This window comes from Microbulbifer aggregans (assembly GCF_001750105.1).
Taxonomy (GTDB): domain Bacteria; phylum Pseudomonadota; class Gammaproteobacteria; order Pseudomonadales; family Cellvibrionaceae; genus Microbulbifer; species Microbulbifer aggregans.
Genome location: NZ_CP014143.1, coordinates 289,321 through 312,192, shown reverse-complemented (window position 1 = coordinate 312,192; position 22,872 = coordinate 289,321). Strand labels below are relative to the sequence as shown.

Annotated in this window: 23 protein-coding genes; 12 read left to right on the top strand and 11 right to left on the bottom strand. The window is 58.2% G+C overall.

Annotation, left to right across the window (positions count from 1 at the left end):
• Positions 1 to 9: 9 nt before the first annotated feature.
• The 4 genes from AUP74_RS01375 to AUP74_RS01360 all read right to left on the bottom strand — a co-directional run bounded on the left by AUP74_RS01375 (position 10) and on the right by AUP74_RS01360 (position 3,088).
• Complete coding sequence (locus AUP74_RS01375) at positions 10 to 621, bottom strand: cytochrome b (protein ID WP_083260748.1); 612 nt, start codon at positions 619 to 621, stop codon at positions 10 to 12.
• Between the two features lie 166 nt (positions 622 to 787).
• The gene (locus AUP74_RS01370; protein ID WP_069945983.1) at positions 788 to 1,453 is read right to left on the bottom strand and encodes a hypothetical protein; all 666 of its coding nucleotides are present in this window, start codon (positions 1,451 to 1,453) and stop codon (positions 788 to 790) included.
• A gap of 99 nt (positions 1,454 to 1,552) precedes the next feature.
• Positions 1,553 to 2,506: a magnesium/cobalt transporter CorA gene (gene corA / locus AUP74_RS01365; RefSeq protein WP_069945982.1), complete on the bottom strand. Its 954-nt coding sequence runs from the start codon at positions 2,504 to 2,506 to the stop codon at positions 1,553 to 1,555.
• Between the two features lie 144 nt (positions 2,507 to 2,650).
• Positions 2,651 to 3,088: a host attachment protein gene (locus tag AUP74_RS01360; protein ID WP_069945981.1), complete on the bottom strand. Its 438-nt coding sequence runs from the start codon at positions 3,086 to 3,088 to the stop codon at positions 2,651 to 2,653.
• A gap of 313 nt (positions 3,089 to 3,401) precedes the next feature.
• Here AUP74_RS01360 and AUP74_RS01355 point away from each other — a divergent pair, with 313 nt between their 5' ends.
• Both AUP74_RS01355 and AUP74_RS01350 read left to right on the top strand, forming a co-directional pair.
• Positions 3,402 to 3,830 (top strand): Hsp20/alpha crystallin family protein, encoded by a 429-nt coding sequence (locus AUP74_RS01355; RefSeq protein WP_069948628.1) that lies wholly within the window; start codon positions 3,402 to 3,404, stop codon positions 3,828 to 3,830.
• 80 nt (positions 3,831 to 3,910) lie between these two features.
• Positions 3,911 to 4,327, top strand: a complete 417-nt coding sequence (locus AUP74_RS01350) for a CBS domain-containing protein (protein WP_069945980.1) — start codon at positions 3,911 to 3,913, stop codon at positions 4,325 to 4,327.
• 85 nt (positions 4,328 to 4,412) lie between these two features.
• Here the strand turns inward: AUP74_RS01350 and AUP74_RS01345 are convergent, their stop codons facing one another.
• Complete coding sequence (locus AUP74_RS01345; RefSeq protein WP_069945979.1) at positions 4,413 to 5,966, bottom strand: phospholipase D-like domain-containing protein; 1,554 nt, start codon at positions 5,964 to 5,966, stop codon at positions 4,413 to 4,415.
• Between the two features lie 178 nt (positions 5,967 to 6,144).
• Between AUP74_RS01345 and AUP74_RS01340 the strand changes: the two genes are divergently transcribed.
• The 6 genes from AUP74_RS01340 (at position 6,145) to AUP74_RS01315 (ending at position 10,990) form a co-directional block, all read left to right on the top strand.
• Positions 6,145 to 6,717, top strand: coding sequence for a PhnA domain-containing protein (locus tag AUP74_RS01340; RefSeq protein ID WP_069945978.1), 573 nt, complete (start codon positions 6,145 to 6,147; stop codon positions 6,715 to 6,717).
• A 44-nt stretch (positions 6,718 to 6,761) separates the two neighbouring features.
• Entirely contained in the window at positions 6,762 to 7,772 is a 1,011-nt protein-coding gene (locus AUP74_RS01335) for an AraC family transcriptional regulator (RefSeq protein WP_069945977.1), read from the top strand.
• 167 nt (positions 7,773 to 7,939) lie between these two features.
• Positions 7,940 to 9,073 carry an S-(hydroxymethyl)glutathione dehydrogenase/class III alcohol dehydrogenase gene (locus AUP74_RS01330; protein ID WP_069945976.1) on the top strand — a complete coding sequence of 378 codons (1,134 nt, stop codon included), beginning with the start codon at positions 7,940 to 7,942 and terminating at the stop codon, positions 9,071 to 9,073.
• Between the two features lie 33 nt (positions 9,074 to 9,106).
• Entirely contained in the window at positions 9,107 to 9,946 is an 840-nt protein-coding gene (gene fghA / locus AUP74_RS01325; RefSeq protein ID WP_069945975.1) for an S-formylglutathione hydrolase, read from the top strand.
• Between the two features lie 78 nt (positions 9,947 to 10,024).
• Positions 10,025 to 10,456, top strand: a complete 432-nt coding sequence (locus AUP74_RS01320) for a hypothetical protein (protein WP_145924284.1) — start codon at positions 10,025 to 10,027, stop codon at positions 10,454 to 10,456.
• 129 nt (positions 10,457 to 10,585) lie between these two features.
• The gene (locus AUP74_RS01315) at positions 10,586 to 10,990 is read left to right on the top strand and encodes a GFA family protein (RefSeq protein WP_069945973.1); all 405 of its coding nucleotides are present in this window, start codon (positions 10,586 to 10,588) and stop codon (positions 10,988 to 10,990) included.
• Positions 10,991 to 11,012: 22 nt separating this feature from the next.
• On the opposite strand, the gene AUP74_RS01310 is transcribed toward AUP74_RS01315, so the two are convergent.
• Genes AUP74_RS01310 through AUP74_RS01295 form a run of 4 tightly spaced genes read right to left on the bottom strand, consistent with a single transcriptional unit; the run spans position 11,013 to position 13,858 of the window.
• Positions 11,013 to 11,651 (bottom strand): hypothetical protein, encoded by a 639-nt coding sequence (locus tag AUP74_RS01310; protein ID WP_069945972.1) that lies wholly within the window; start codon positions 11,649 to 11,651, stop codon positions 11,013 to 11,015.
• 42 nt (positions 11,652 to 11,693) lie between these two features.
• The gene (locus AUP74_RS01305; RefSeq protein ID WP_069945971.1) at positions 11,694 to 12,353 is read right to left on the bottom strand and encodes a DsbA family oxidoreductase; all 660 of its coding nucleotides are present in this window, start codon (positions 12,351 to 12,353) and stop codon (positions 11,694 to 11,696) included.
• A 31-nt stretch (positions 12,354 to 12,384) separates the two neighbouring features.
• Entirely contained in the window at positions 12,385 to 13,137 is a 753-nt protein-coding gene (locus tag AUP74_RS01300) for a sulfite exporter TauE/SafE family protein (protein ID WP_158514521.1), read from the bottom strand.
• A 22-nt stretch (positions 13,138 to 13,159) separates the two neighbouring features.
• Positions 13,160 to 13,858, bottom strand: a complete 699-nt coding sequence (locus AUP74_RS01295; RefSeq protein WP_069945970.1) for a pirin family protein — start codon at positions 13,856 to 13,858, stop codon at positions 13,160 to 13,162.
• Positions 13,859 to 14,047: 189 nt separating this feature from the next.
• On the opposite strand from AUP74_RS01295, the gene AUP74_RS01290 reads away from it, so the two are divergent.
• Positions 14,048 to 14,743, top strand: a complete 696-nt coding sequence (locus AUP74_RS01290; protein WP_069945969.1) for a type 1 glutamine amidotransferase domain-containing protein — start codon at positions 14,048 to 14,050, stop codon at positions 14,741 to 14,743.
• Between the two features lie 182 nt (positions 14,744 to 14,925).
• Here the strand turns inward: AUP74_RS01290 and AUP74_RS01285 are convergent, their stop codons facing one another.
• Positions 14,926 to 15,123, bottom strand: a complete 198-nt coding sequence (locus AUP74_RS01285; RefSeq protein ID WP_145924283.1) for a hypothetical protein — start codon at positions 15,121 to 15,123, stop codon at positions 14,926 to 14,928.
• A gap of 363 nt (positions 15,124 to 15,486) precedes the next feature.
• On the opposite strand from AUP74_RS01285, the gene AUP74_RS01280 reads away from it, so the two are divergent.
• The gene (locus AUP74_RS01280; RefSeq protein ID WP_145924282.1) at positions 15,487 to 17,043 is read left to right on the top strand and encodes a mechanosensitive ion channel family protein; all 1,557 of its coding nucleotides are present in this window, start codon (positions 15,487 to 15,489) and stop codon (positions 17,041 to 17,043) included.
• 93 nt (positions 17,044 to 17,136) lie between these two features.
• Here the strand turns inward: AUP74_RS01280 and AUP74_RS01275 are convergent, their stop codons facing one another.
• Positions 17,137 to 18,045 carry a LysR family transcriptional regulator gene (locus tag AUP74_RS01275; protein WP_069945967.1) on the bottom strand — a complete coding sequence of 303 codons (909 nt, stop codon included), beginning with the start codon at positions 18,043 to 18,045 and terminating at the stop codon, positions 17,137 to 17,139.
• A gap of 212 nt (positions 18,046 to 18,257) precedes the next feature.
• Here AUP74_RS01275 and AUP74_RS01270 point away from each other — a divergent pair, with 212 nt between their 5' ends.
• Positions 18,258 to 20,471, top strand: coding sequence for a S9 family peptidase (locus AUP74_RS01270; RefSeq protein ID WP_069945966.1), 2,214 nt, complete (start codon positions 18,258 to 18,260; stop codon positions 20,469 to 20,471).
• A 217-nt stretch (positions 20,472 to 20,688) separates the two neighbouring features.
• A complete protein-coding gene (locus tag AUP74_RS01265) occupies positions 20,689 to 22,788 on the top strand; it encodes a TonB-dependent siderophore receptor (RefSeq protein WP_069945965.1) in 2,100 nt (699 codons plus the stop codon).
• Positions 22,789 to 22,872: the final 84 nt, after the last annotated feature.

The following is a 22,872-nucleotide window of genomic DNA, read 5'->3' as shown; positions in this document are numbered from 1 at the left end:
AGTGCTCCTTTATTTTGAGGTGCTCAGATTTCGGGTCGAAATTTGTTTACTCGCGTTGTCCTGCACTGGATTGCTGGTACGGCCAAGCATGCGCAGTAGTGTGGCATCGCGATCGATAAAGTGATGTTTCAGGGCGGCGAGGGCGTGTAGGGCAACGAGCCCCATCAGCGTCCATGCCAGTATTTCGTGGATCTCGCCGGCAATGTCCTCCTGGTTGGGCAGGCCCTGGATTGAGGCCGGCACGCTGAACAGGCCAAACACATCGATGGTCCGGCCATCGGCGGTGGAAATCAGGTAGCCGGAAGTCATGATCGCCAGCAGCAGCAGGTAGATGCCGCCGTGGGCGAAGCGCGCCGCTACGGCCTGCCAGCGGGGGGTGCCGGGCACATCGGCGGGCGCAGTGTTGAGGAGCTTCCATCCCATCCGCAGAAGCAGGGTGATCAGCAGCAGGATGCCGATGGCCTTGTGCAGTTCCGGGCCCTGACGGTACCAGGGATCGTAGTAGGACAGTTGCCGCATCCACCAGCCGAGGGCAAAGAGCCCGATGACCGCCGGCACCATCAGCCAATGAAAGGCGATCGCCACCCAGCCGTATGAGGTTTCGCTGTTCTTTGCTGCCACGATAAACGCTTCCGCTTAAAAATTATTCACCGAACCCCGGTATGGTCGCCGGGAGTGTGTGATTATAAAAATTCCGGGGTTCGGTAAAAGCGAAAAAAGCCGAATGAACCTGTCGATAATTTCGCAGGTTGCTCGGGTGACCGGATTGGCAGTGGGTGTGGGGTGATTAGTGCGGGCTGCCGCGGGTGCCTTCCCGCTCGGCGTCGCTCAGAATCCGCTCGAGGGATTGGCGGTCCAGGCTACTGGAGCGGCTGGCAATCTGCTCCGCAAGCCAGCCGGTGGAATGGTGCTCACCATCGAGCGCCAGCTTCTCCAGTTCCCAGATCACATTGAGGAGTTGCTGCTTTTCCAGCGCGTGCTCTTGTTCGGTGGCGGAAAACAGGCTGGGTTCGAGCTGCTCGATTTCACTGCGCCTGACTGCCAGCTCCGCCAGGCTGGGATACCAGCGGCCGCTGAATGGTTCCGGGCGCCGGCGGTGGTCGAAGCTGATACGCAGGCGGTTGCCGTCTTCGTCCTCGAGTAGCGGCGTGTCCTGTTCATAGGCTGGCAGGGCCGGGCGATGGCGAAGGATGCCCACGATGGCTTTCCAGTCGCTGGGGTTTTCGGCGCAGAGACGCAGCGGGCGACTCAACTCCAGTACCGCCGGGCGATCCAGATAGGCGACCTGTTGGCCGGGCCGATACCAGTAGAGGTTGAGTTGGTGACTTTCGGCGAGATCCGCCAGGTCGGCACTGGTAAAGGGCTCTTCCGCCACGGCGCTAAGATGGTTTACGGCTTGCTGTACGCTGAGCCATTGTCTGAGATGGAAAGGTTTATTGACGGCAGTGCCCATGAAAGCGCTCCACTGCGGCGAGACCGGCGGCGAGAATTTATCTGTCTGCGTCTCTCAATATTAGCAGCTCGGAGCGGGCCACCGGCCCAAAGCGCTGACTCAGAGCCAGCCCTTCTTCTTGAAGTAGGCGTAGGGCGCGATGCCGGCCAGCAGCATTAGGAACAGGGCAAACGGATACCCGCCCACCCACTCCAGTTCCGGCATGAAGTCGAAATTCATGCCATAGATGCTCGCCACCATGGTCGGCGGCAGGAAGACCACCGCCGCGATGGAGAAGATCTTGATGATCTGGTTCTGCTCGATGTTGATGAAGCCCTGGGTGGAGTCCATCAGGAAGTTGATCTTGTTGAATACAAACCCGGTGTGGGCCATCAGGGTATCGATATCGCGAGTGATGTCGCGAAAGCTTTCCTGCAGCTCGCCATCAATGTGGATATGCCGCTGCAGGAAGGTAATCGAACGCCGGGTATCCATCAGGCACAGCTGGACCTTACCGGTGCTGTCCTCAAGCTTGGCCAGGTAATCGATGGCATCTTCTAGTTCCGCCGATTCGTCTTCCAGCACCAGATAGCTCACTTCACCGAGCTTCAAGTGGACATCTTCCAGCGCATCGGCCAGGTTCTCGACTTTCTGCTCGAAGACCTGCACCGTCAGTTCCTGAGCGCTGTGGGCTTCCACCTGCCGGCGACGGGCCCGCATCCGCAGCAGACGGAAATCGGCCAGGTCGGTATCGCGGACGGTGATCAGGCGCTGGGGCTGGAGGATAAATGCCACCGTGGTGGTGTCGTGGCGGCCCTCGCTCTGGGTCAGGAACAGGGAGTGAATATGCACGCCGGCGGAGTCGATGAAGTAGCGTGCCGAGGCTTCGATCTCCTCTACGTCCTCGGTCTCCGGCAGCTCTGTCCGCAGTAGCTGTTCGAGCAGGTCGCGCTCGTCTTCCTCGGGCTCCTGCAGATCGATCCAGACCGCCTCCGACAGCTGTTGCCGGCTCATCGTTTCCTCGATGGTCTGCTCGCGCAGGGCGCCCCGAATGATTTCGAAGAGTCGCAGCATGGCCTGTTCCCTAGCTCAAAAGTGACCCAATGGTATCGGATATGCTTTTCCAGCCCAAGGTGGGCAGGTTTAACCTCTTCCTCTTCTAACAAGCCACCGGCCGCATGGGCGGCCGGTGTTAGATTGACGACCTGGACGGGAACCTTAGAGGAAATCAGGCAATTGCTTGCGGATTTCGTCGGGCTCACTGTGTACCAGGTTTTTGCCGGTCTCACCGGCGATCGCGGCGCGGGTGGTGGCGGACAGCGCGTTGCGCAGGGGACCGACCATCTTTGGTTCCGCGACGATATACAGGTTCTCGAACTTGCCCTCCTCACGACCTCTCTCTAGCGCGTGGGCGATTTCCCGCGCGAACTTCTCGCCGCCGTCACGCCGCAGGTCTCCCATGTTGCCCATGCCGCGTGAGGCGTGTCCGAAGCGGTCGAAAACACGCCCGGGCGCATCTGCGAGCAGTTCCCGGCCTTTCATTCGACCTTCCGGATAATGCAGTACGTCCAGCTCCTTGAGGGCACTGGCACGGTGCTCCGCCTCGAACATGCGGGCGTCGGTGTGATTGGCGACTAATACCCAGGCTTTGGCCATGGTGAAACCTCCTCAATGTTACAGATTCATTCTAGTGCGATCGGGTGGCGCTCACCGGAGGAGGTCGCCGCCATCTGACTACCGGTTTCTTGTGTGACGATTGCAGGGAATCCGGTCAGTCGAGCCGGGTAAGCGGGCAACCCGCTTTTTTAAAACCGGGAGCTATTAACAGGGCGTGTCGAAGGAAAGGAACGGCGCTTCGGAGGCGGATGCTGATCACTAAAATCCGGAGTGAAAAGCAGACCCGGCGGGTATGTGCCGGCGGGACTGCACAGGTCAAATTACCAAGCTGAATAGTCATGAGGTGAGCACTATGAGCCTGATACCGAGGGGATCATTACTTGATCTCGACAATATGTTTGAGCAGATGCTCTCCCCCTCACGCATGAGTGGCGAGTCCAAAGAGGGGTTCTTCTCGCCGAAGATCGATGTGCGGGAGACCAAGGACAGCTACGAAATCAGCGCGGAACTCCCGGGTGTGAGCAAGGACGATATCAATGTCACCCTGGAAGACGGAGTGCTGACACTGGAAGCCGAAGTACACAGGGAGGAGAAGGAAGAGAAAGAGGGGCGAGTTATCCGCCAGGAGCGCCGTTACGGCAAGTATATGCGCAGTTTCAATCTGGGTGCTGACGTGAGCGAGAGCGATATCGATGCGAGCTTCAAGGATGGTGTACTGACTTTGAAAGCGCCGAAACGTGAGGTGAGCCAGCCACGTACCCAGCGTATCGAGATTCACTGACGGGACATGAGGTTCGCCGGCGTGTCGACCGCACCCTAGAGTGCATTTGTATTGGATTTGATTAGTTCAGGAGGCCCGCCATGAGAGTAGGTGAAGCCATGCACCAGGGGTGTACCTGGGTCAGCCCGGATACCCCGCTGAGTGAAGTTGCGCAGATTTTGCGGGATGAAGACATCGGTTCAGTGCCGGTGGGTGAAAATGACCGTCTGATCGGAATGGTGACCGACCGCGATATTGCCATCCGTGCGGTTGCTTCGGAGAGCGACCTTTCCTCGATGTGTGCCCGAGACGTGATGACCGAGGGTATCGAGTGGGTTTGGGAAGACGATGACATGGAAGCCGCGCTGAGCAAGATGGAGTTGGAACAGCTGCGTCGAATGCCGGTCATGAACAGCGACAAGCGTATGGTCGGGATTCTCAGCATGGGCGATATTTCCCATTCAGTGAATCACAATCTTTCCGGTGAATTTGCTTCTGCAGTTTCTGCGCATCACTGACATCACACAACCCCTGACCACCCTTGTTGCATCGAGCAGCAGGGTGGTTTGTCGTTGATGATCAACGTTTTTGGATAGCAAGCGGTTAAAGCAGGTGCTCTATCGGCAGCCAGCTGCTTATCTTCGAGCCCAGGCGCTGTAGTGCTGTGGCGCCCGGATCGCGATGAAAGATTTGTCCCGTCGAATCCTGCCAGACGATTTTCCCTTCGCGAAGGTTCAGGGTTAGGGCATTCGCCTGGATGTTGGCAATGAAGTTCTCGGTGATCTTGCCGGCCAGCGATGGTGAATCCAGCAGTAGCCCAAGTTCGGTATTCAGGTAGAGAGAGCGCTGGTCAAAATTAAAAGAGCCGGCGTAAACGATGTGTTCATCCACAGCAAAGAGCTTGGCATGCAACAGGGAGCGGGAGTCCTCATGCCAGTGGTTGTTGTCGAAATCCAGTGAGCCGGACATCTCGTAGAGTCGGATACCTGCACGCAGCATCGGAAGCCGGTACTTATGGTAGGGTCCGTGCACGAGCACCAGGTCCGAAGAGCCCAGGGAGTTGGTGAGCAGGTGAATTTCCACTCCCCGGGCCGCAGCGGCGAGTAATGCTTCAAAGTAGTAGGGCCCCGGCAGCATGTACGGCGAGATGATAATGAGCCGGTGCTGAGCACCGGTGATGGCGCGCATCAGCTGATCGCTGGCATAGAGAGCCCTGCCTCCTGTGGGCGCAACGATTTTCTGCGGTGGGTCCACCAGCACCTCTGCCGTACCCCAGTACCAGAGATGGTCATCGCTGCTCAGTGCGGGGATCAGCGGCGACTGCTGCAGGCCCTTTCCATAGTCGCTGGAGAGCAACCGGTGAGCAGATTCTTTCAGCTCAGAATAGAGTTCAGCACGGTGGTTGCGGTACAGGCTACCGGAAACCACCGGCCGCAGGGAAAAGCTGTAGGGACTGTTCCAGTAGACATCAAACTGACGGTTGATGGCTGGTAGCGCGGCACCGATGGTGACCATGTCCAGGTCGTGAAAGACGATCTGGTTGTCGATGCCAAAGTATTTATCGCTCAGGTTGCGCCCACCGATAAAGGTCACCCGCCCATCTATGGTGAACGCCTTGTTGTGCATGCGTCGTTGCAGCCTGCAGAAATCTGCAAACAACTCGATCGCCCGGGTACTGCGCTTTGGGAATGGGTTGAACAGCCGCACTTCAATATTGGGGTGCTGGTCCAGGGCTGCGAGCAGGGAGATGCTGTCACCAGTGGTGAAATCATCGAGAAGAAAACGGACACGCACCCCGCGGTCGGCGGCGTCGATGAGTTCGTGCGTCAGGAGGCGACCACTCTCATCGCGGCGGAAAATAAAGTACTGGATATCAATGGAGCGTCGCGCTGCGCGGATGGCTGACAATCTCACTGCCAGGGCATCCTGCGCTGTGGTCACAGGATAAACACCGGTCTGGCCCGGTCGTGCGGCGGTGAGGCGATCCACCACCTGAGCCAGCTCAGAGTCTGATGGGCCCAGCTGGTGCAGGCTCTCCGGTCTTGGCGGTGGCTGGGGAAAATGGACCGGCCCGAGGCAGCCTCCCAGTAAAAGCGTCAATACTGGAATGAATGGGAGCAGCCACTTTAGGGCAGGCGGGCGCGGGATTGCTTCCATGCGGTCTCGCTGATCCTATCGGGTTGGCGCAGGGCGCCTCAAGCAGTATAGCGCCCGGACTGCCGTTGGCAGACAATGCCAGCAGGCGCATAATGCGCGCTTTTTTCAATCTGGCCCGAGGCAATCCCTATTTTGCGCGGGTTTCAGGCAGGGTGGGTTTCACCCGGGAGACATGCAGATGAGCACGGATCGGGAATTGATGGAGCGCAGCGGCGGTCGCTGTGAACTTTGCGGAGCACAGGCTGGCCTCGGGCCCTACGCACTGCCCGGCTCAGAGGGGCGGACGAATGCGGATCTGCTGCTCTGCCCGACCTGCAGCCTGCAGCTTTCCGGTGGCGAGGCGCTGGATAGCAACCACTGGCGCTGCCTGTCGGACACTATGTGGAGCCCGGTGCCAGCAGTGCAGGTGGCGGCCTGGCGCCTGCTGAAGCGGCTGTCTGGTGAGACCTGGGCCCAAGACCTGCTGGACATGCTCTACCTGGACGAGGACCTGAGCGAATGGGCCCAAGCGGCGCCGCTGGCATCTGAAGGTGAAGAGGTCGTACACCGCGACTGCAACGGCGTGGTGCTGCAGGCCGGTGATACGGTTACCGTGATCAAGGACCTGGATGTGAAGGGCTCCAGCCTGGTGGCCAAGCGCGGCACGGCGGTACGGGGGATCAGCCTGACCGACAACCCGGAGCACATCGAGGGCCGGGTCAATGGTCAGCGCATCGTGATCCTGACCAAGTTCGTCAAGAAGTCTGGCTGACCTCGGAGGAAGTGGGTGGGCGCTCAGCATCATAGGCTGCGGTTGTGAAGCCGGTATATGAGATCCGCAGTGGTGCCCTGGCCGGGTTCAACCTGCTGGTGCCTCGTCTGGGTGGCGATCCCGCCGAGTTGCTGGCGGAGGTTGGCCTGCCCGCTGACTGCATGCGCCGCCCGGACTTGCTGATTCCTATCGCCACGCTGTCGGAGCTGCTGGACCTGTGTGCGGATCGACTGCGCTGTGCGGATTTCGGTCTGCGCCTGGCCGATATGCAGGGGGTGCGGATCCTGGGGGTGTTGGGGCAGCTGTTGATGGGCACCGTCAACCTGCGCACCGCCCTGGAAAGCTCCCAGCGCTACATGGCCCTGCACAACCAGGCAGAGTTCTGGCGTATCCACGAGCAGGGGGATGCCCTGCTGGCCCAGCGCTTCGACCACTTCGTGGAGCCGGTGGCGGCGATCCAGTACCGGGAGCTGTCTGTCGGGGCGTGTTACCGGCTGGTCCAGGACCTGGCCGGGCAGGATATCCGCCCCCGGGAAGTCCACTTCCGCCAGGAGGCCCTGTCACCCCAGGAACGCTATCGGGAGTTTTTCAACGCGGATGTGCACTTCGGGCGGGAATGCGACGCGCTGATCTTCGATGCCGGATTACTGGAGCGCACCCTCTGTGCGCCGAGCACCAGTCTGCGCCTCTACTTCGAGGAGTTCACCCGCCAGTTGCTGGAAAAATACCGCCACAGTGTTGCCGCCCAGGTGAAGGCCCTGATCCTGCAGACACTGGGTGCCCAGCGCCATACGTTGGCACAGGTGGCAGGTCTGCTCGAGATGCCGGGGCGTACGCTGCAGCGGCGCCTGGCGGAAGAGCGGACTTCCTTCAAACAGCTCCTGCAGGAGGCGCGCATGGAGACTGCCCGCTGGCACCTGCGTGCCTCCAGTATTGATATCAACCTGCTGTCTGCCACGCTCGGTTACACCGATATCAGCGCTTTCTCCAAGGCCTTCCGCACCGTACACGGCGTTTCCCCTCTGCAGTGGCGCAAGCAGCAGCGGGACGCCTGAGTCCTCTTGCCCGTTAACTCCCTATCACGCGGCAATTTGAAGTCGCTTTGCGCGCCAATCCCCATCTCTCATCAATGAAGCCGCGTATCATGGTGACTGGAATTGGTGGCGCCTGGCAGTGAAGATTGTCGGTGCTGCCGGGAATCACTGTACAAGCGAGGGAATCAATGAGCATCACTCCGATCAAGTGCAAGGCCGCGGTGGCCTGGAAAGCCGGCAAGCCACTGTCCATCGAGGAAGTCGAGGTCGCACCACCGAAAAAGGGTGAGGTGCGGGTCAAGCTCATCGCCTCCGGGGTCTGCCACACCGATGCGTTCACTCTCTCCGGGGAAGACCCGGAAGGTATCTTCCCCGCGATCCTCGGCCACGAGGGCGGCGGTATTGTCGAGTCCGTCGGGGAAGGGGTTACCAGCGTACAGGTAGGGGATCATGTAATTCCGCTGTATACGCCCGAGTGTGGCGAGTGCAAGTTCTGCAAGTCCGGCAAGACCAACCTGTGCCAGAAAATCCGTGAGACCCAGGGCAAGGGCGTGATGCCAGACGGTACCACCCGTTTCTCCATCGACGGCAAACCCATTTACCACTACATGGGGACCTCTACCTTTTCCGAATACACAGTGCTGCCGGAAATTTCCGTGGCCAAGGTCAACCCCAAGGCGTCGCTGAAGGAAGTATGCCTGCTGGGTTGTGGGGTCACGACCGGCATGGGTGCGGTGACCAATACGGCGAAGGTGGAAAAGGGATCAACCGTGGCGATTTTCGGCCTCGGCGGTATTGGTCTGTCGGCGGTGATCGGCGCTGCTAAAGCGGGGGCGAAGCGGATTATCGGCGTCGATGTCAATCCTGATAAATTCGAGCTGGCGAAAAAACTCGGTGCCACTGAGTGTGTCAATCCGCAGGATCACGACCGCCCGATCCAGGAAGTGATCGTTGAGATGACCGACGGTGGGGTAGATTATTCCTTCGAGTGCATCGGCAATGTGAAAGTCATGCGTGCGGCGCTGGAGTGCTGTCACAAGGGCTGGGGTGAGTCGGTGATTATCGGTGTGGCCGGTGCGGGCCAGGAAATCTGTACCCGTCCCTTCCAGCTGGTAACCGGCCGCGTGTGGCGGGGGACTGCATTCGGTGGCGTCAAGGGGCGTTCTGAATTGCCGGGTTTTGTGGAGCGTTACCTGGCTGGGGACTTTTCCCTGAACGACTTTATTACCCACACCATGCCGCTCGAGGATATTAATGAGGCATTCGACCTGATGCACCAGGGTCGCAGTATCCGCAGCGTTATCCATTTTGACCAGCACTGAACATTGAGCACCGGAAGGAAATAAGAACAACCCATGAAACTGATCAGTGAAACCAAAGCATTCGACGGCCGCCAGCAGCGCTTTGAACATCAATCGACAACCCTCGATTGCACCATGCGCTTTTCCGTTTTCCTGCCCTCGCAAGCGGAAAACAAGGCGCAGCGGTTTCCGGTGCTGTACTGGCTCTCCGGGCTTACCTGCACCGACGAAAATTTCAGTCAGAAAGCGGGCGCGCAGCGCATGGCGGCAGAGCTGGGCATTGCCCTGGTGATCCCGGATACAAGCCCGCGTGGTGATGAAGTGGCGGATGACGAAGGTTACGACCTGGGGCAGGGTGCCGGATTCTATCTCAATGCCACCCAGTTGCCGTGGAAGCAGCACTACCGGATGTATGACTATATTGTGGACGAGTTGCCCGCTCTGGTAGAGGCCGAGTTGCCGGTGACGAACCGCCGTGCCATTTCCGGACACTCCATGGGCGGGCACGGTGCGCTGGTCATCGGCTTACGTAATCCCGAGCGCTATAGCTCGATTTCTGCATTCAGCCCCATCTGCAATCCCATCAGTTGTCCCTGGGGAGAGAAGGCCTTCGGTGCCTATCTGGGTGCGGAGCGCCAGACCTGGGAGGAATACGATGCGACCGTGCTGTTAAGCCGCACAACTGAGCGACAGCCGATCCTGATTTCCCAGGGTGAGAACGATGAATTCCTCGAGCAGCAGCTGAAGCCCAACGCGCTGGAAACCGCCGCTGAGGCTGCCGAATATCCGCTCAAGGTTGAGCACCACGCGGGTTACGATCACAGCTACTACTTCATCGCCACCTTTATCGAGCAGCATCTGCGTTTCCATGCAGACTTCCTGTTGAAGCCCTGAGGTCGGACATTCGTGCCGGCCGATACCCGCCGCAGCTCCGCTCCGTTCATCGGGAGATGGGGCTTGCTGAGCTTGGTCGTGTTACTGGTTGCCGGTCTTACCTATTTTGCCATTGGTGCCGGCAGTCCCGTGGTTTATCAGAGCTCCGATGGTCAGTGGATGGACTGTGATTGTCCGGGGTTGAAAAGCTCTGGTCACCGCGGGGTTGTTTTCAGTTTTGAGCGCTATAAGGTCGCCTGCGATGTCGCAGGAGTCGAGCTGTGGCGTATCACGCCCAGGGCAGGTCTCATCAATCCACGCACCTGGTTTGATGAATATGCTGATTCACGCTGGCAGGTGCCGCTGTCTCGCGGTGTGGAGTTTCCCGGTGAGGCTCGCCGTTGGCCGGTTAGAGGCCGTGATGATGACCATTGCTTCTTCCGCCCCCTTTCTGAGCCGGAGCTGGAAATCGTGCGGAAGCGTGCTGAACTTTACTTCGTGAAACATTCGAGAAGCGCAGAATCGGACTGACTTCTGTAACAGAAGTTCGAACTTGGTTATTACTCTAAATCATGCCTGCTATTCTTGGAGAGTTTACCGGACTGACTAAAGACAGTGCACTCGACTGATTAAGGATCAACAATTGGACGTGAGCTTAGGATGAGCGAAACCTATCACCTTGCATGTGACTGTGGCGCAGTGGAATTCGAGTGCGAGGGGCCGCCGAAAGTGCGTGGCTTTTGTCACTGCGATGACTGCCGCAATTTTCTCAAGGTGCCCTATCACTCGGTGGACGCCTGGGAGTCGGATAAAGTGAAGGTCACAAAAGGCAGCGACCAGATAGCTGTTTTTCAGCATCCGCAAAAGAAGATGAAACGCTTCTTCTGTCAAAACTGTGGCGAGACGGTTTTCAATAGCAATGCGATGGATTGGCGCATTGTATCTCAGCTATTGGTGCGGCGGCAGAATCAGGGAATACTGCCGGATGAGTTGGCGTCAAAGAGTCACTTTCATTATGGGCAGCGCATCGTCGATATCGACGACGAGCTGCCCAAGCGTGAATGACCGGTAAGAGTCCGCTTCTGGTTTAGTGGCCCCAGGGAGGCGGGGGCAAGTCGGTTTCCTTTTTCAAATCGAATTCGACCCGGAAGCGTCGCCCGCTGGGCCGCGTCAGCTCGTAAGCGAATATCTCGCCGGGATGCATCTCCATCGCCCAGGTATTTTCTACAGATGCGTCCAGTCCCTCCCGTTTGAAAAGTGCGATGGACTCTGCGTCCACCGGGAATTCCTGTCGGGTATCGCTGCCTGCTCCGGTGTTCTCACCTCCATACATGGTAACGGCATCTTCACTGCCATCCTTATGTCGATGGTCGTGCTTGAGCCGCAACCCCCTGTCTGTGCGGGTCAATACCCAGGTGCGGGAGCGATCTTCGCCCACGTGAAACGGAATTTTTAATTCCCGCGTCGGGTCCTCACAGCCTCGCACGTGCATGATCAATGTCTTGCCTTCGAAAGCATCCGGCTGGTCTGTGCGCGGCTCATTGGCCACGATCCGCCCCGCAAACGCTTTACCGCAGAGCGTGGCAAGATTGGCAAGGAAGCGGTCGGCGGGCTGCTGCAGGCCGTCCGTTTTCCCTTCGTCGCTATCCCCGGCACCACAACCCGTGAGGCCGGCCAGTGCGGCCACGAAGACGGTAGCCAGCAACCGCTGTTGATTTCTTGGCATATCCTTTTTCCCCCGTTGAAATGCGTTCTTGATCAATGACCGTTAACTCGGATCCGGCTCATCGATAATCTGCTGTAGCTGCTGTTTGAAGGTTTCCACCTCCTGGGCGCCACTGATACCGTACTCGCGATTAAAGATAAAGAGCGGTACGCCCTGAATACCCTGGGCGAGGATCTGCTGCTCCTGGGCGCGTACATCCTGCGCATAGGCCTGATCCTCCAGCACCTGAAGCGCCTCCTCGCGATTGAGCCCCACCGCTTCGGCGGCATCAGCCAGGACGTTGCGATCCGAAACATCCTTGCGCTCGGCGAAGAAGTCCTGGAACAGCCGCAGGCTGAGTGCTGTCTGTTTTTCATAGGGGTGTGACCAGTGCAGCAACTGATGCGCATCGAAGGTGTTGTACATGCGCATGTCATCGCTGTAATTGAACGCGAAGCCCAGGTCCGCGCCCAGATCGGTCAGTCGCTGGCGAGCCTCAATGCTCTGCTGGGGTGTGGTGCCGTACTTTTCCGCCAAGTGTTCGCGCAGATTCTGGCCCTCTGGTGGCATCTGCGGATTCAGCTCGAAGGGGTGCCAGTGCACGGAGGCTTCAAACCTATCGGCAAAGTCTGCCAGGGCGCGCTGCAGGCGCAGATAGCCGATAACACACCAGGGGCAGACCACGTCGGAGACGAGATCAATACGAAGTGGCAGTTTGGACATGATGCCTCCGTGTTGCTCTAAGTAACTCTAGCTAACCCCAATACTGCACGAGTGACTGGACGACCAGCAACAGGCCAGAGAAGAGTAGCAGGGCGCGACAGCAGAGCATGAAGTGCCGATCCGATATATACCCCTGAACCCACTTGCCCAGGCGGGTGCCGAGCAGGGCGATGGGAATCAGTGCCAGGGAAAGCCATAGAAGCCACAGGGGCCATTGCCCGCTCAGTACGTAGGGAACGACCTTCAGGGCATTCATTGCGCCAAAGAAGATACCGGCAGTGGCCAGCCAGGTGAGCTTCGGTAAGTTTCTGGCGATCAGGTAGATATTGATCGGCGGCCCGCCGGCGTGTAGCAGCGTGCTGGTCAGTCCACTAATGCTACCCCATAGCCAACCACTGCCGCGCATACTGCCAAGCCAGGGGGCCAGGCGCTGCCACAGAGCAAACACGATGGAGATGACACCCAGCAGCAGTTTCAGCAGCTTGTCGGGCAGCTCACCCAACAGGAATCCACCGGCGACGATTCCGGCGATGGCTGCGGGCAGTATCGCCCGTAGCTCATTCCAATTGGCATGCCGCCAGTAGTACTGGATGGTGCGCCCATCCATGACCAGCAGTAATGGCAGCATCAGAAAGACCGCTGTCGGTACCGGTATCACCAAGGCCAGTAATGGCACGGCAACGACACCGGCACCGCCGGCGAAGCCCGATTTTGAAATGCCGGTCAGAATGATCCCGATGCTTGCCAGCAACCAGAACAGGGGAGAGGTAATCAGGCTTTCCATTGCGGCTCCTTTCTGCCCACGATCAGCTCCCTCGGGGCAAGTCGAACCAGAGTGCCTCGACGCCCTCATTACCGGCCGTTAGTCGTTGCTCCCGGGTTTTGATAAAACCGATACCGTCGCCCTCGCCAAACTCTTCATCGGCCATTTTGACCTTGCCGTTGATCAGGTGCAGGTAACCAGCGCGGCCATGGGTTTCCAGGGTGAACGTTTCACCCGCAGCCAGCCGTAGGCGGGAAAGGCTGGCATCCTGATGGATGGACAGCGTGCCGTCGCGACCGTCAGGGGTGACGAGCGGTGTCAGAGGTCCGCGCTGCTCAATGCTGGCCTGCTCGTAGCCTGGTTCGATGCCGGTGACATTGGGTTCGATCCAGATCTGCAGGAATCGCAGCGGTTCGGTGCGTGAGGCATTGTACTCCGAGTGCTGAATGCCGCGGCCGGCACTCATGCGCTGTACTTCGCCGGCGGGCACCTTGTACCGGTTTCCGGTGCTGTCGCGGTGCTCGATCGAGCCTTTGAGTATGTAGGAAATAATCTCCATATCCCGGTGGCCATGGGGAGGGAAGCCAGCCCCGCCGCGGACTCGATCGTCATTGATCACCCGCAGTACAGAAAAGCCCATGTGTCGGGGATCGAAATAACTGCCGAACGAGAAGGAGTGGCGGCTGTCGAGCCAGCCGAAATTGGCGCGACCGCGATCGTCGGCCCGGCGAATGTAATCCATGTCGATGATCCTATGCTTGTCAGTTGCCGGGATCTTAGAAAGTTAGTGGCGGCCAATAAATCGCAATTATTGTGAGGATTTACTGAAAGAAATCGAATGATTTGCTGTACTTGACCCATTCGCCCTTATTGTCGGCTAGGTAATGGGTGTGTGGCAGTTTATAGAATCGACAGCTCCTGGGAGTGAAAGATGGCAGATCAGCGTGTGTTATTTGTTCTTACCGGGCACAGCGAACTCGGGGAGACGGGCCAGAAAACGGGCTTTCACCTGTCGGAGGCGGCTTATCCGTGGAAGGTCCTGCGCGAGGCGGGGTTCCGGGTGGACTTCGCCACGCCTGAGGGTGGCCCGGCACCGGTGGACCCCGCCAGTGAAGATCTGGAGGATGAAATCAACAAGGCTTTTCTGTCCGACCCCGGGGTTGCCGATCAGATCAAGGAAACACCGGCACTCGGTACTGTGGACCTGTCCGTCTATTCGGCGCTCTATTTTCCCGGTGGACACGGCACCATGTGGGATCTGCCCGATAGCACCGCGGTACAGGATGCGATTCGCGAAATGGCCGAGGCCGGCAAGGTGGTTGGCGCTGTTTGCCATGGCCCCGCGGCTTTTGTGAATGTGAAGCTCAGTAACGGACGCTGGTTTGTAGATGGCAAGCGCCTATCCGCGTTTACCGATGATGAGGAAAAAGCAGTAGAAAAAGACGATATTGTCCCCTTTCTATTGGCTGAAACATTGAAGGAACGGGGCGCTATTCACGAAAAGGCCGACAATTTCGGTAAGTCGGTGACGGTGGATGGCAACCTGGTTACTGGTCAGAACCCGGCATCGGCCCAGGGGGTGGGGGAAGCCATTCGCGACCGTATGCTGGCACAGGAATCAACGTAGACTTAATGGCGGCCTTGAGCGTGACTCATGTCCTGAGATTGGATGTCGATCTCTGTTGACGGCTAATGGTTAGGACCGCTACCGCATCTGCCGATGAGGGGTGCGCAAGTCGAAAGGGCAGGCAGGATAGGTCAGTAACAGGGGCGCCATCGCTTTCACGGCAATGGTGCCCCTGGAAACCGTTAGCAGTCGGTATCTGCGACGTCCGCACCTTCCTTCACTTCCTCGCAGGCATCTTCCACCGCATTGCCTGCGTCCTCGATAGTTTCGTCGATCGTTTCACCAACTTCCTCTGCACCGGTTTCACGCTCACAGCCAGCGATGCCAACACTCAACAGCGCGGCGAAAAATACCAGTGCCACTTTCCTCATGATAACCATACTCTAGTTCCTCGATTGGTGAACCATTTAATGCCGGTTTCGCTCCGGCACAGCGCGGAGCAATTGGCTGCTCAACGTTGCACCATGCTAACGAGCATGGATTCCCCAGGCTACCCCGCACTTATGAAAATGTGATATCCAATGTATTCCTCGGCAGGGGTTGAAAATGTGGCCGGTTACCCTCAGGACTTAGGAGCAAGGGGTGAGTCTGTGCAGTGAGAACCATGTAGTACGCCAGTACATCCTTCCTGAATTTTAGGGCAAACATGGTTGTCGATGGTTGGGAACTGTATCGGTGGTTAAACAAAATCTTCTGAAGGGGGATATATTTTTTTCACACGCGTGAATGAGCGTCTTGCGGCGATGATCTTTGTGCAGTTGGTGCTGCTATTTTTGCTGGCCTTTTCACTGGAGAGCGCTGCCCAGCCCGAAGAGCGCTCTGTAGATGCGGTTCACAACCCTGCGGCAGAAACACTGCGAAAAGACGCTGTGGAGCCTGCAAAAAGTTCCACCGATGCCGAAGCCAGCTTGTCACCAGCCCAGATTGATCAGCTGGTTGCACTGCTGGAGGATCCTGCGCGGCGGCAACAATTCCTGGGCAACCTGAAGCGGCTTCGCGAGGCTGGTGAGGCCACCTCAGAGGGTGGTGCGCTTAAAATCAGTGACGCCCTAGCGGTAGATGATGTGGCCACCGAGATAGTGCGCGACTATTCATCCTTCCTGAATGGGATTGGCCTCTCTGCAAATGAAGCGGGGAAGCTTCTGTTACTGGTCATTGCCACTGTCATCTTACTGCTGGGCGTAGGGATCAATAATCGCATCGCCTCGTTTATCGATGGAAAACTGCGACCAGCCCGTAAGCGGTTGAGACTTTCGCGTTCACGATTTTCAGTATTATTCCGACTGCAGTGCTGGCTCGGTTACGCTATGGCCGTAATCCTGTTTGGCTATACCGTAGTGGAGCTTTTCGGTGGTGCTCTGGTTGAGTTTGTTTCCAGGGAGGCCCTGCAAAGTCTGGCCCAGGTCACGTTGTCACTGTTTCTCGTGCTGGCGGTGTTCTGTGCGCTCTGGGAGACGATCAATAGCGTGATCGAGCATTACTTCGGTGAGCAAATGCTGTCAGCCAATGCCCGGGTGCGCACCCTCGTGCCGCTGATCCGCAACCTGCTGTTGTTCGTGCTGACTGTGATGACAATTCTGGTGCTCCTGTCGGAGTTCGATATCGATGTCATGCCCCTGTTGGCCGGTGCCGGTGTTTTCGGTATTGCGATCGGTTTCGGTGCCCAGACCCTGGTCAAGGATTTCCTTACCGGCTTTACGATCCTGCTCGAGGACCTTCTGCAGGTTGAAGATATCGTCACGGTTGGTGGCCGAACCGGGCAAGTTACCAATATCTCGCTGCGCAAAATCGAGTTGCGGGCGCTGGACGGCACTGTCCACACCATTCCCTTCAGTGAAATTGCCGTCGTTGATAACCTGACGAAGAATTACAGCTATTACATGCTGGAGATCGGCGTGGCCTATCGTGAGAACACCGACGAGGTCATTGAATGCCTGCATGCCGTGGACGAAGAGATGCGGCACAGTGACGAGTTCGGTGCGCTTATCCTTGAGCCACTTGAGGTGCTGGGTGTGGACGCATTCGAGAACAGTGCGGTTATGATCAAGGCGCGGACAAAAACCCTGGCACATGAGAAGTGGCGAGTGGGGCGGGAGTTCAATCGTCGCATCAAGCTTAAATTTGATCACGAGGGCATTGAGATTCCATTCCCTCACCAGACCATATATTTCGGCGAGGACAAGTCCGGTCGCGCGCCAGCTGCCCGGGTTGACTTGTCGGATCGTGCAGAAAATGCCAGATCCGCCGGGGGCATGGAGGAGCGCAATGCTCACTGGAGCGGTAGTTTGGCGAGGCGTTAGTGCAGGGCGATGGCGTGGCGATTCGCGACCATACTCTCGGGCAGGTCTGAATGGCGGGGAGTCGCACCCAACCGGACAGCGAACCTGTGGTGACTAGGTGCTGAGCACTTCCTTGATTTGCTGTCGCAGCCAGCGCCGCATGGGATCCTGGTGAGTGCGCTGATGCCAGGTCTGCACTACCTGTACCGGTTCCAGCTTGAGCGGCACCGGGTAGACTTTCAGGTCCGGGTAGCGCCGGCAGGCCTCCTCGGCGATGCTGCGCAGGCAGGTGAGCAGCATGTCAGTGCCACAGATCACTGCAGGCGGGGCAAGAAAACTGGAGAGCCCGGCGGTCACCATGCGCTTCTGTCCCTGGGCCTGCAGCGCCCGGTCCACCACACCATTCAGGTCGCCAGTCAGTGTCGTCACCAGGTGGCGGCACTGCAGAAAAATTTTCAGTGTGAGTTGTTTTTTGATCAGTTGGTTGTCCCGACTGGCCAGAACGACAAACTCTTCAGAGTGCAGGGACTGCTGGTAAAAAGTGGCGGGCAGATCGGTATAAAAACCGGCAATGGCGATATCGCAGCTGCCGTTTTCCAGCTCCCTTGCCGGCAACTGTCCGCGGGTGTTGTGGGTCACCAGCTGCAGGTGCGGCGCCTGCTCTGTGATACGGTGGATTAGCGCCGGCATTAATAATTGCTCGACGTAGTCTGTGCTGTAGATGTGCACAACGTCCGCCTGGGACAGGAAGTCGTGCTCTTCATTGTTCTGGTAAAACCCCTCGATCTCACCCACTAACCGCGCCACCTCAGGCGCCAGGGCATGAGCCTTGGGTGTGGGGGTAAGGCCGCGTGCGGCGCGCACAAAAAGCGGGTCGCCCAGTTCATCGCGCAGCTTGTTCAACCGGTGGCTGAGGGCCGGCTGGCTCAGCGCCATGCGCCCGGCGGCCACGGACAGGTTCTGCTCTTCGTACAGTACCTTGAACAGCACCAGCAAGTTGACGTCCTTGGTCGAGATATTCATTTATCCAATAGCTTTTATGATAGTGATTCGGCTTATGCAGATTACAGCAGTGCGCCAGATGGCCTGCAACCGGGCCATGCGGGGAAGACGGGGAGAGTGCTGGGCTGGTTGCTTCTGGAGCGGGCTGGCCGCCAATTGCACTGGCGATTAAACTCTCTCGCCTACGCCCGCGAAACGCATCGCGCGCACCGCCAGCTGTAAGCGAGAGTGATATGAATAAAAAGATCCTTTGCCTGCTCGGGGGCATGATTGCCATGCAATCTTCCGCTGAGCAGCTCACTATCGAGCGAATGTTCTCCGATCCCGCCTTGGACGGCACTTCACCCCGAGCGTTGGAATACTCCCCGGATGGCCGCCGCGTTACCTTCCTGAAGGGCCGTGAGGAGGATTACGACCGTTACGACCTGTGGGAGTACAACATTGCTGACGGGGAGACCCGCATGCTGGTGGACTCCGACAGACTGCACAAAGGCGAGGAAAATCTTTCCGACGAAGAGAAGGCCCGCCGCGAGCGCCAGCGAATCTACGGCACCGGGATCATGGAGTACACCTGGTCGGAGAGTGGCGATTCCCTGCTGTTTCCCCTGGCCGGTGATGTCTACTTCTATGATCTGCCCAAGGGAGAGGCGCGTCGCCTGACCGAGACCGAGGCATTTGAAACCGATGTGCGGGTTTCACCTAAAGGCCGTTACGTCTCCTTCATTCGCGACCAGGATATCTTTATCGTCGATCTCGAGACGGGTAAGGAGCGACAGCTGACTACCGATGGTGACGGGCCGATCAAGAACGGCATGGCAGAATTCGTTGCCCAGGAAGAGATGGATCGCATGACCGGCTACTGGTGGTCGCCGGACGAGAAGCACATCGCTTTCCTGCGCGTCGATGAGAGCCCGGTAGATGAGGTGACCCGCAGCGAGATCTATGCGGATCGCATCGAGATGATCGAACAGCGCTACCCGGCAGCTGGACGCCCGAATGTGAAGATCCAGCTCGGTGTGCTGGACGTCGACAGTGGCAAGACCCAGTGGATCGACCTCGGCAAAGAGACTGATATCTACATTCCGCGGGTGAAATGGGCACGGGACAACCTGCTCAGTTATCAGTGGCAGAACCGCAGCCAGCAGACGTTGGAACTGCGTCTGGTGAATATCGACTCGGGTGCCAGCCGTACCCTGCTCACGGAGAAGAGTGATACCTGGGTCAACCTGCATGATGACCTGTCCTTCCTCAAAGACAGCGATCGCTTTATCTGGTCTTCGGAGCGGGACGGATTCCGCCACCTGTACCTGTACGATCTCGATGGCAAGTTGCTCAAGAAGTTGACAGCGGGCAACTGGTCCGTGGATGCGCTGGAAGCGGTGGACGAGGCACAGGGCGGAGTCTATTTCACTGGTCGTCGAAATACGCCCATGGAACGCCACCTCTATGTCGCCGACCTCGAGGCTGGCAGGGATGAAGACCCCCGCCGCATTTCCCAGCGCGCCGGTATGCACGATATTGAATTCGCCGATGACGCTTCCGGCTATATCGATACTTTCTCCAACGTGCAGACGCCGAAGCAGGTAAGCCTGCACGGCATCGATGGCGAACGCATCACCTGGATCGAAGAGAACCGGGTCGATGAGAATCACCCGCTGTTTGCCTACAAGCAGGATTGGATCAAGCCGGAATTCGGCGCCTTCCGCGCACCGGAGGGCCACCAGCTTTACTACCGCCTGTACAAACCGGCGAACTTCGACCCCACCAAGCGCTATCCGGTGATGGTTTTCCTGTACGGCGGGCCCCACGCGCAGCTGGTTACCAACAGCTGGGATCGCCTGTTTAACCAGTACATGGCGCAACAGGGTTATGTGGTCTTCACCGTGGACAACCGCGGCTCTGCCCATCGAGGCACCGAGTTTGAGAATCCCATCTACAAGGCGATGGGCTCGGTGGAGGTAGACGACCAGGTGGCAGGGGTGAACTACCTGCGTACGCTGCCGTTTGTCGACCCGGAGCGCATCGGTGTATTCGGCCATAGTTACGGCGGCTATATGGCGCTCATGACCATGTTCAAGGCCGGTGATTACTTCAAGGCCGGTGTCTCCGGTGCGCCGGTGACCGACTGGAAGCTCTATGACACTCACTACACCGAGCGGTATATGGGTAACCCCAACAAGGTGCCGAAAGCTTATGAAGCGGCCTCTGTATTCCCTTATGCTGAGGGCCTCAAGGGACCGCTGCTGATCTACCATGGCATGGCGGACGACAATGTGTTGTTCACCAATACCACCAAGCTGATCAAGCAGTTGCAGGATAACGGCCAGCAGTTCGACCTGATGACCTACCCGGGCAAGAAGCACAGCCTGCGCGGCAAGCAGACCCGGATTCACCAGTACAGCATGATCAAAGATTTCTTTGATCGTCACCTGAAAAACGCCGACTGAACTGACATCTATCCAGTGAATTCGTGAGCCGGGCTTTGCCCGGCTTTTTTATTTCCCGCTGCCGGTCTCGCCCCTGCCGATACCTTTCCGTCCCCCCTGACACCCTTTCCTGCTCCGGCGCACGCTTCTGCTAAAGTAAATGATAATGAGTTGCATTACGCTTGCTGTGTGGCTAGACTCGCCTCCACTGACTTGGGGCAAATACAGGGGATTAGAGATGAATAAGGCAACAGGGACCTTCCCGCGGGCAGTCCTGGCGACCGCACTCTGTGTGGCGAATGCTGCCATCGCCACGGAGACCGATGGGCAGTTGGAAACCGTCGAGGTGACCGGCGAACAGGCGAGCAGCTATCTGGCGGAGGAAATGAGCACTGCGACGGGCCTGGGCCTGAGCGCGCTGGAGACACCACAGTCCGTTTCCCAGATCAGCCGCGCGCTGATGGATGACTTTGAAATCGACAGCCTGAACGAAGCGCTGGAGACCACCCCGGGCATCATGGTGGAGAGCGTCGAGACCGACCGCACTTACTACACGGCCCGTGGCTTTGATATCACCAACTTCCAGCTGGACGGGGTCGGCGTTCCCGCCACCTACGGCAACAGCAATGGCGAAATCGACACCGCCATCTTTGAGCGCATTGAGGTAGTGCGCGGAGCGGGTGGCCTGATGGCCGGTGCCGGCAACCCCTCCGCTACCATCAACCTGGTGCGCAAGCGCCCCACCAATGACTTCAACCTGCAGCTGGGCGCAACCGCTGGCTCCTGGGACAAGAAACGACTGGACGCCGATGTCTCTGGCACGCTGGCTGAAGGTGTGCGCGGGCGCTTCGTGGTCGCGGGCGAAGATCGGGAGTCCTACCTGGACCGCTATGGCATGCAGAAAAACGTCACCTACGGTGTGGTGGACTGGACACTCGGTGCGTCCACCCGGGCGACTGCCGGAATCAGCTATCAGGAGAGTAATGCAGACAGCCCGCTGTGGGGTGCACTGCCGATCCACTATACCGACGGCACCCAGACGGATTACGACGTGTCCGCCAGCACTTCTGCCGAGTGGTCCTACTGGGACAATACCGACACCACCGCGTTTGCGGAACTGGTCCATGAGTTCGCAAACGGCTGGGAGGCGAAGGCCTATTACACCCATACCGAGGTGGAAGGGGATAGCGAGCTCTTCTACCAGTACAGCCTGCCCGATTCAGGGACCGACGTTGGCCTGATCGGCTACGCCAGTGAGTATGGGCTTGAGGAGAGCAGGGACCTACTCGATCTGCGTCTGTCAGGAAGCTTCCAGCTTGCCGGTCGGGATCACGATCTCCTGTTCGGCTACAACTGGGCCGAAGGTACCGTTGAGGACTACTCCCTCTATGATTACACCAACGGTTTTCCCGCGATCGGCGACTTTACCGAGTGGAGCGGGGCAACACCGGTGCGGCCGGTATTCACCGATGGCCTCAGCGGTAGCGACTGGACCGATCGCCAGCAATCACTTTACGCGGCCACCCGCCTCAGACTTGCCGATAGCCTGTCCCTGATCGCTGGTGCACGAGTCACCGACTGGAAAAGTGAGGGTGAGAGTTACGGCGAGGATCACAGCGCGCGCGCTTCCGGAGAAGTGCTGCCCTATGCCGGCCTGATTTATGCCTTCTCTGATAATGTTTCCGCCTATGCCAGCCACACCGAAACTTTCATGCCCAACCGGGATATTGGCTCCGACCTGAAGCGCCTCGAGCCGGCCGAGGGAGCAAACGACGAGTTAGGGGTTAAGGCCTCACTGCTGGACGGCAAGCTGGTCGCCACGGCCGCTGTATTCCGTGCCGAGCACCAGAATGTAGCGGAATCCGCATATTTTGATGCAGACCTCGGCGCAACGATTTACGAGGGGCGTGACTACGAGAGCCAAGGCTATGAGGTCGAACTCGTTGGCCAGTTGAGCGAAGGCCTGCAGGCAAGCCTGGGTTATACCGAGCTGGATATCGAAGATCGTGACGGCAATGAGGCCCGCAACTTCGTTCCCAAGCGGGTACTGCGCGCCTACGCCAACTACCGGGTGCCTGCAATCCCGCAGCTGAAAGTGGGTGCAGGTGTGAACTGGCAGGACGATATCGAACGGATCACGGATTATGGCGTCACTGTGCGTCAGCAGAGTTATGCCAATGTCAGCGCATTCGCCAGCTATGCGGTCGACGAGAACCTCAGCTTTGCCCTGAATGCCGCCAACCTGACCGACGAAAAGTATATCAACAGTCTCTACTGGGATCAGGCCTTCTACGGTGCGCCACGTAATTTCAGTGCCTCCGTTAACTGGCGTTACTGATTCAAAGCATCCACTGCGTTTGTTGACTCAGCATTGGAGCGGCGGACTTTCTGCCGCTCCCTTTTTTGTTTGGCGAAACCGAAA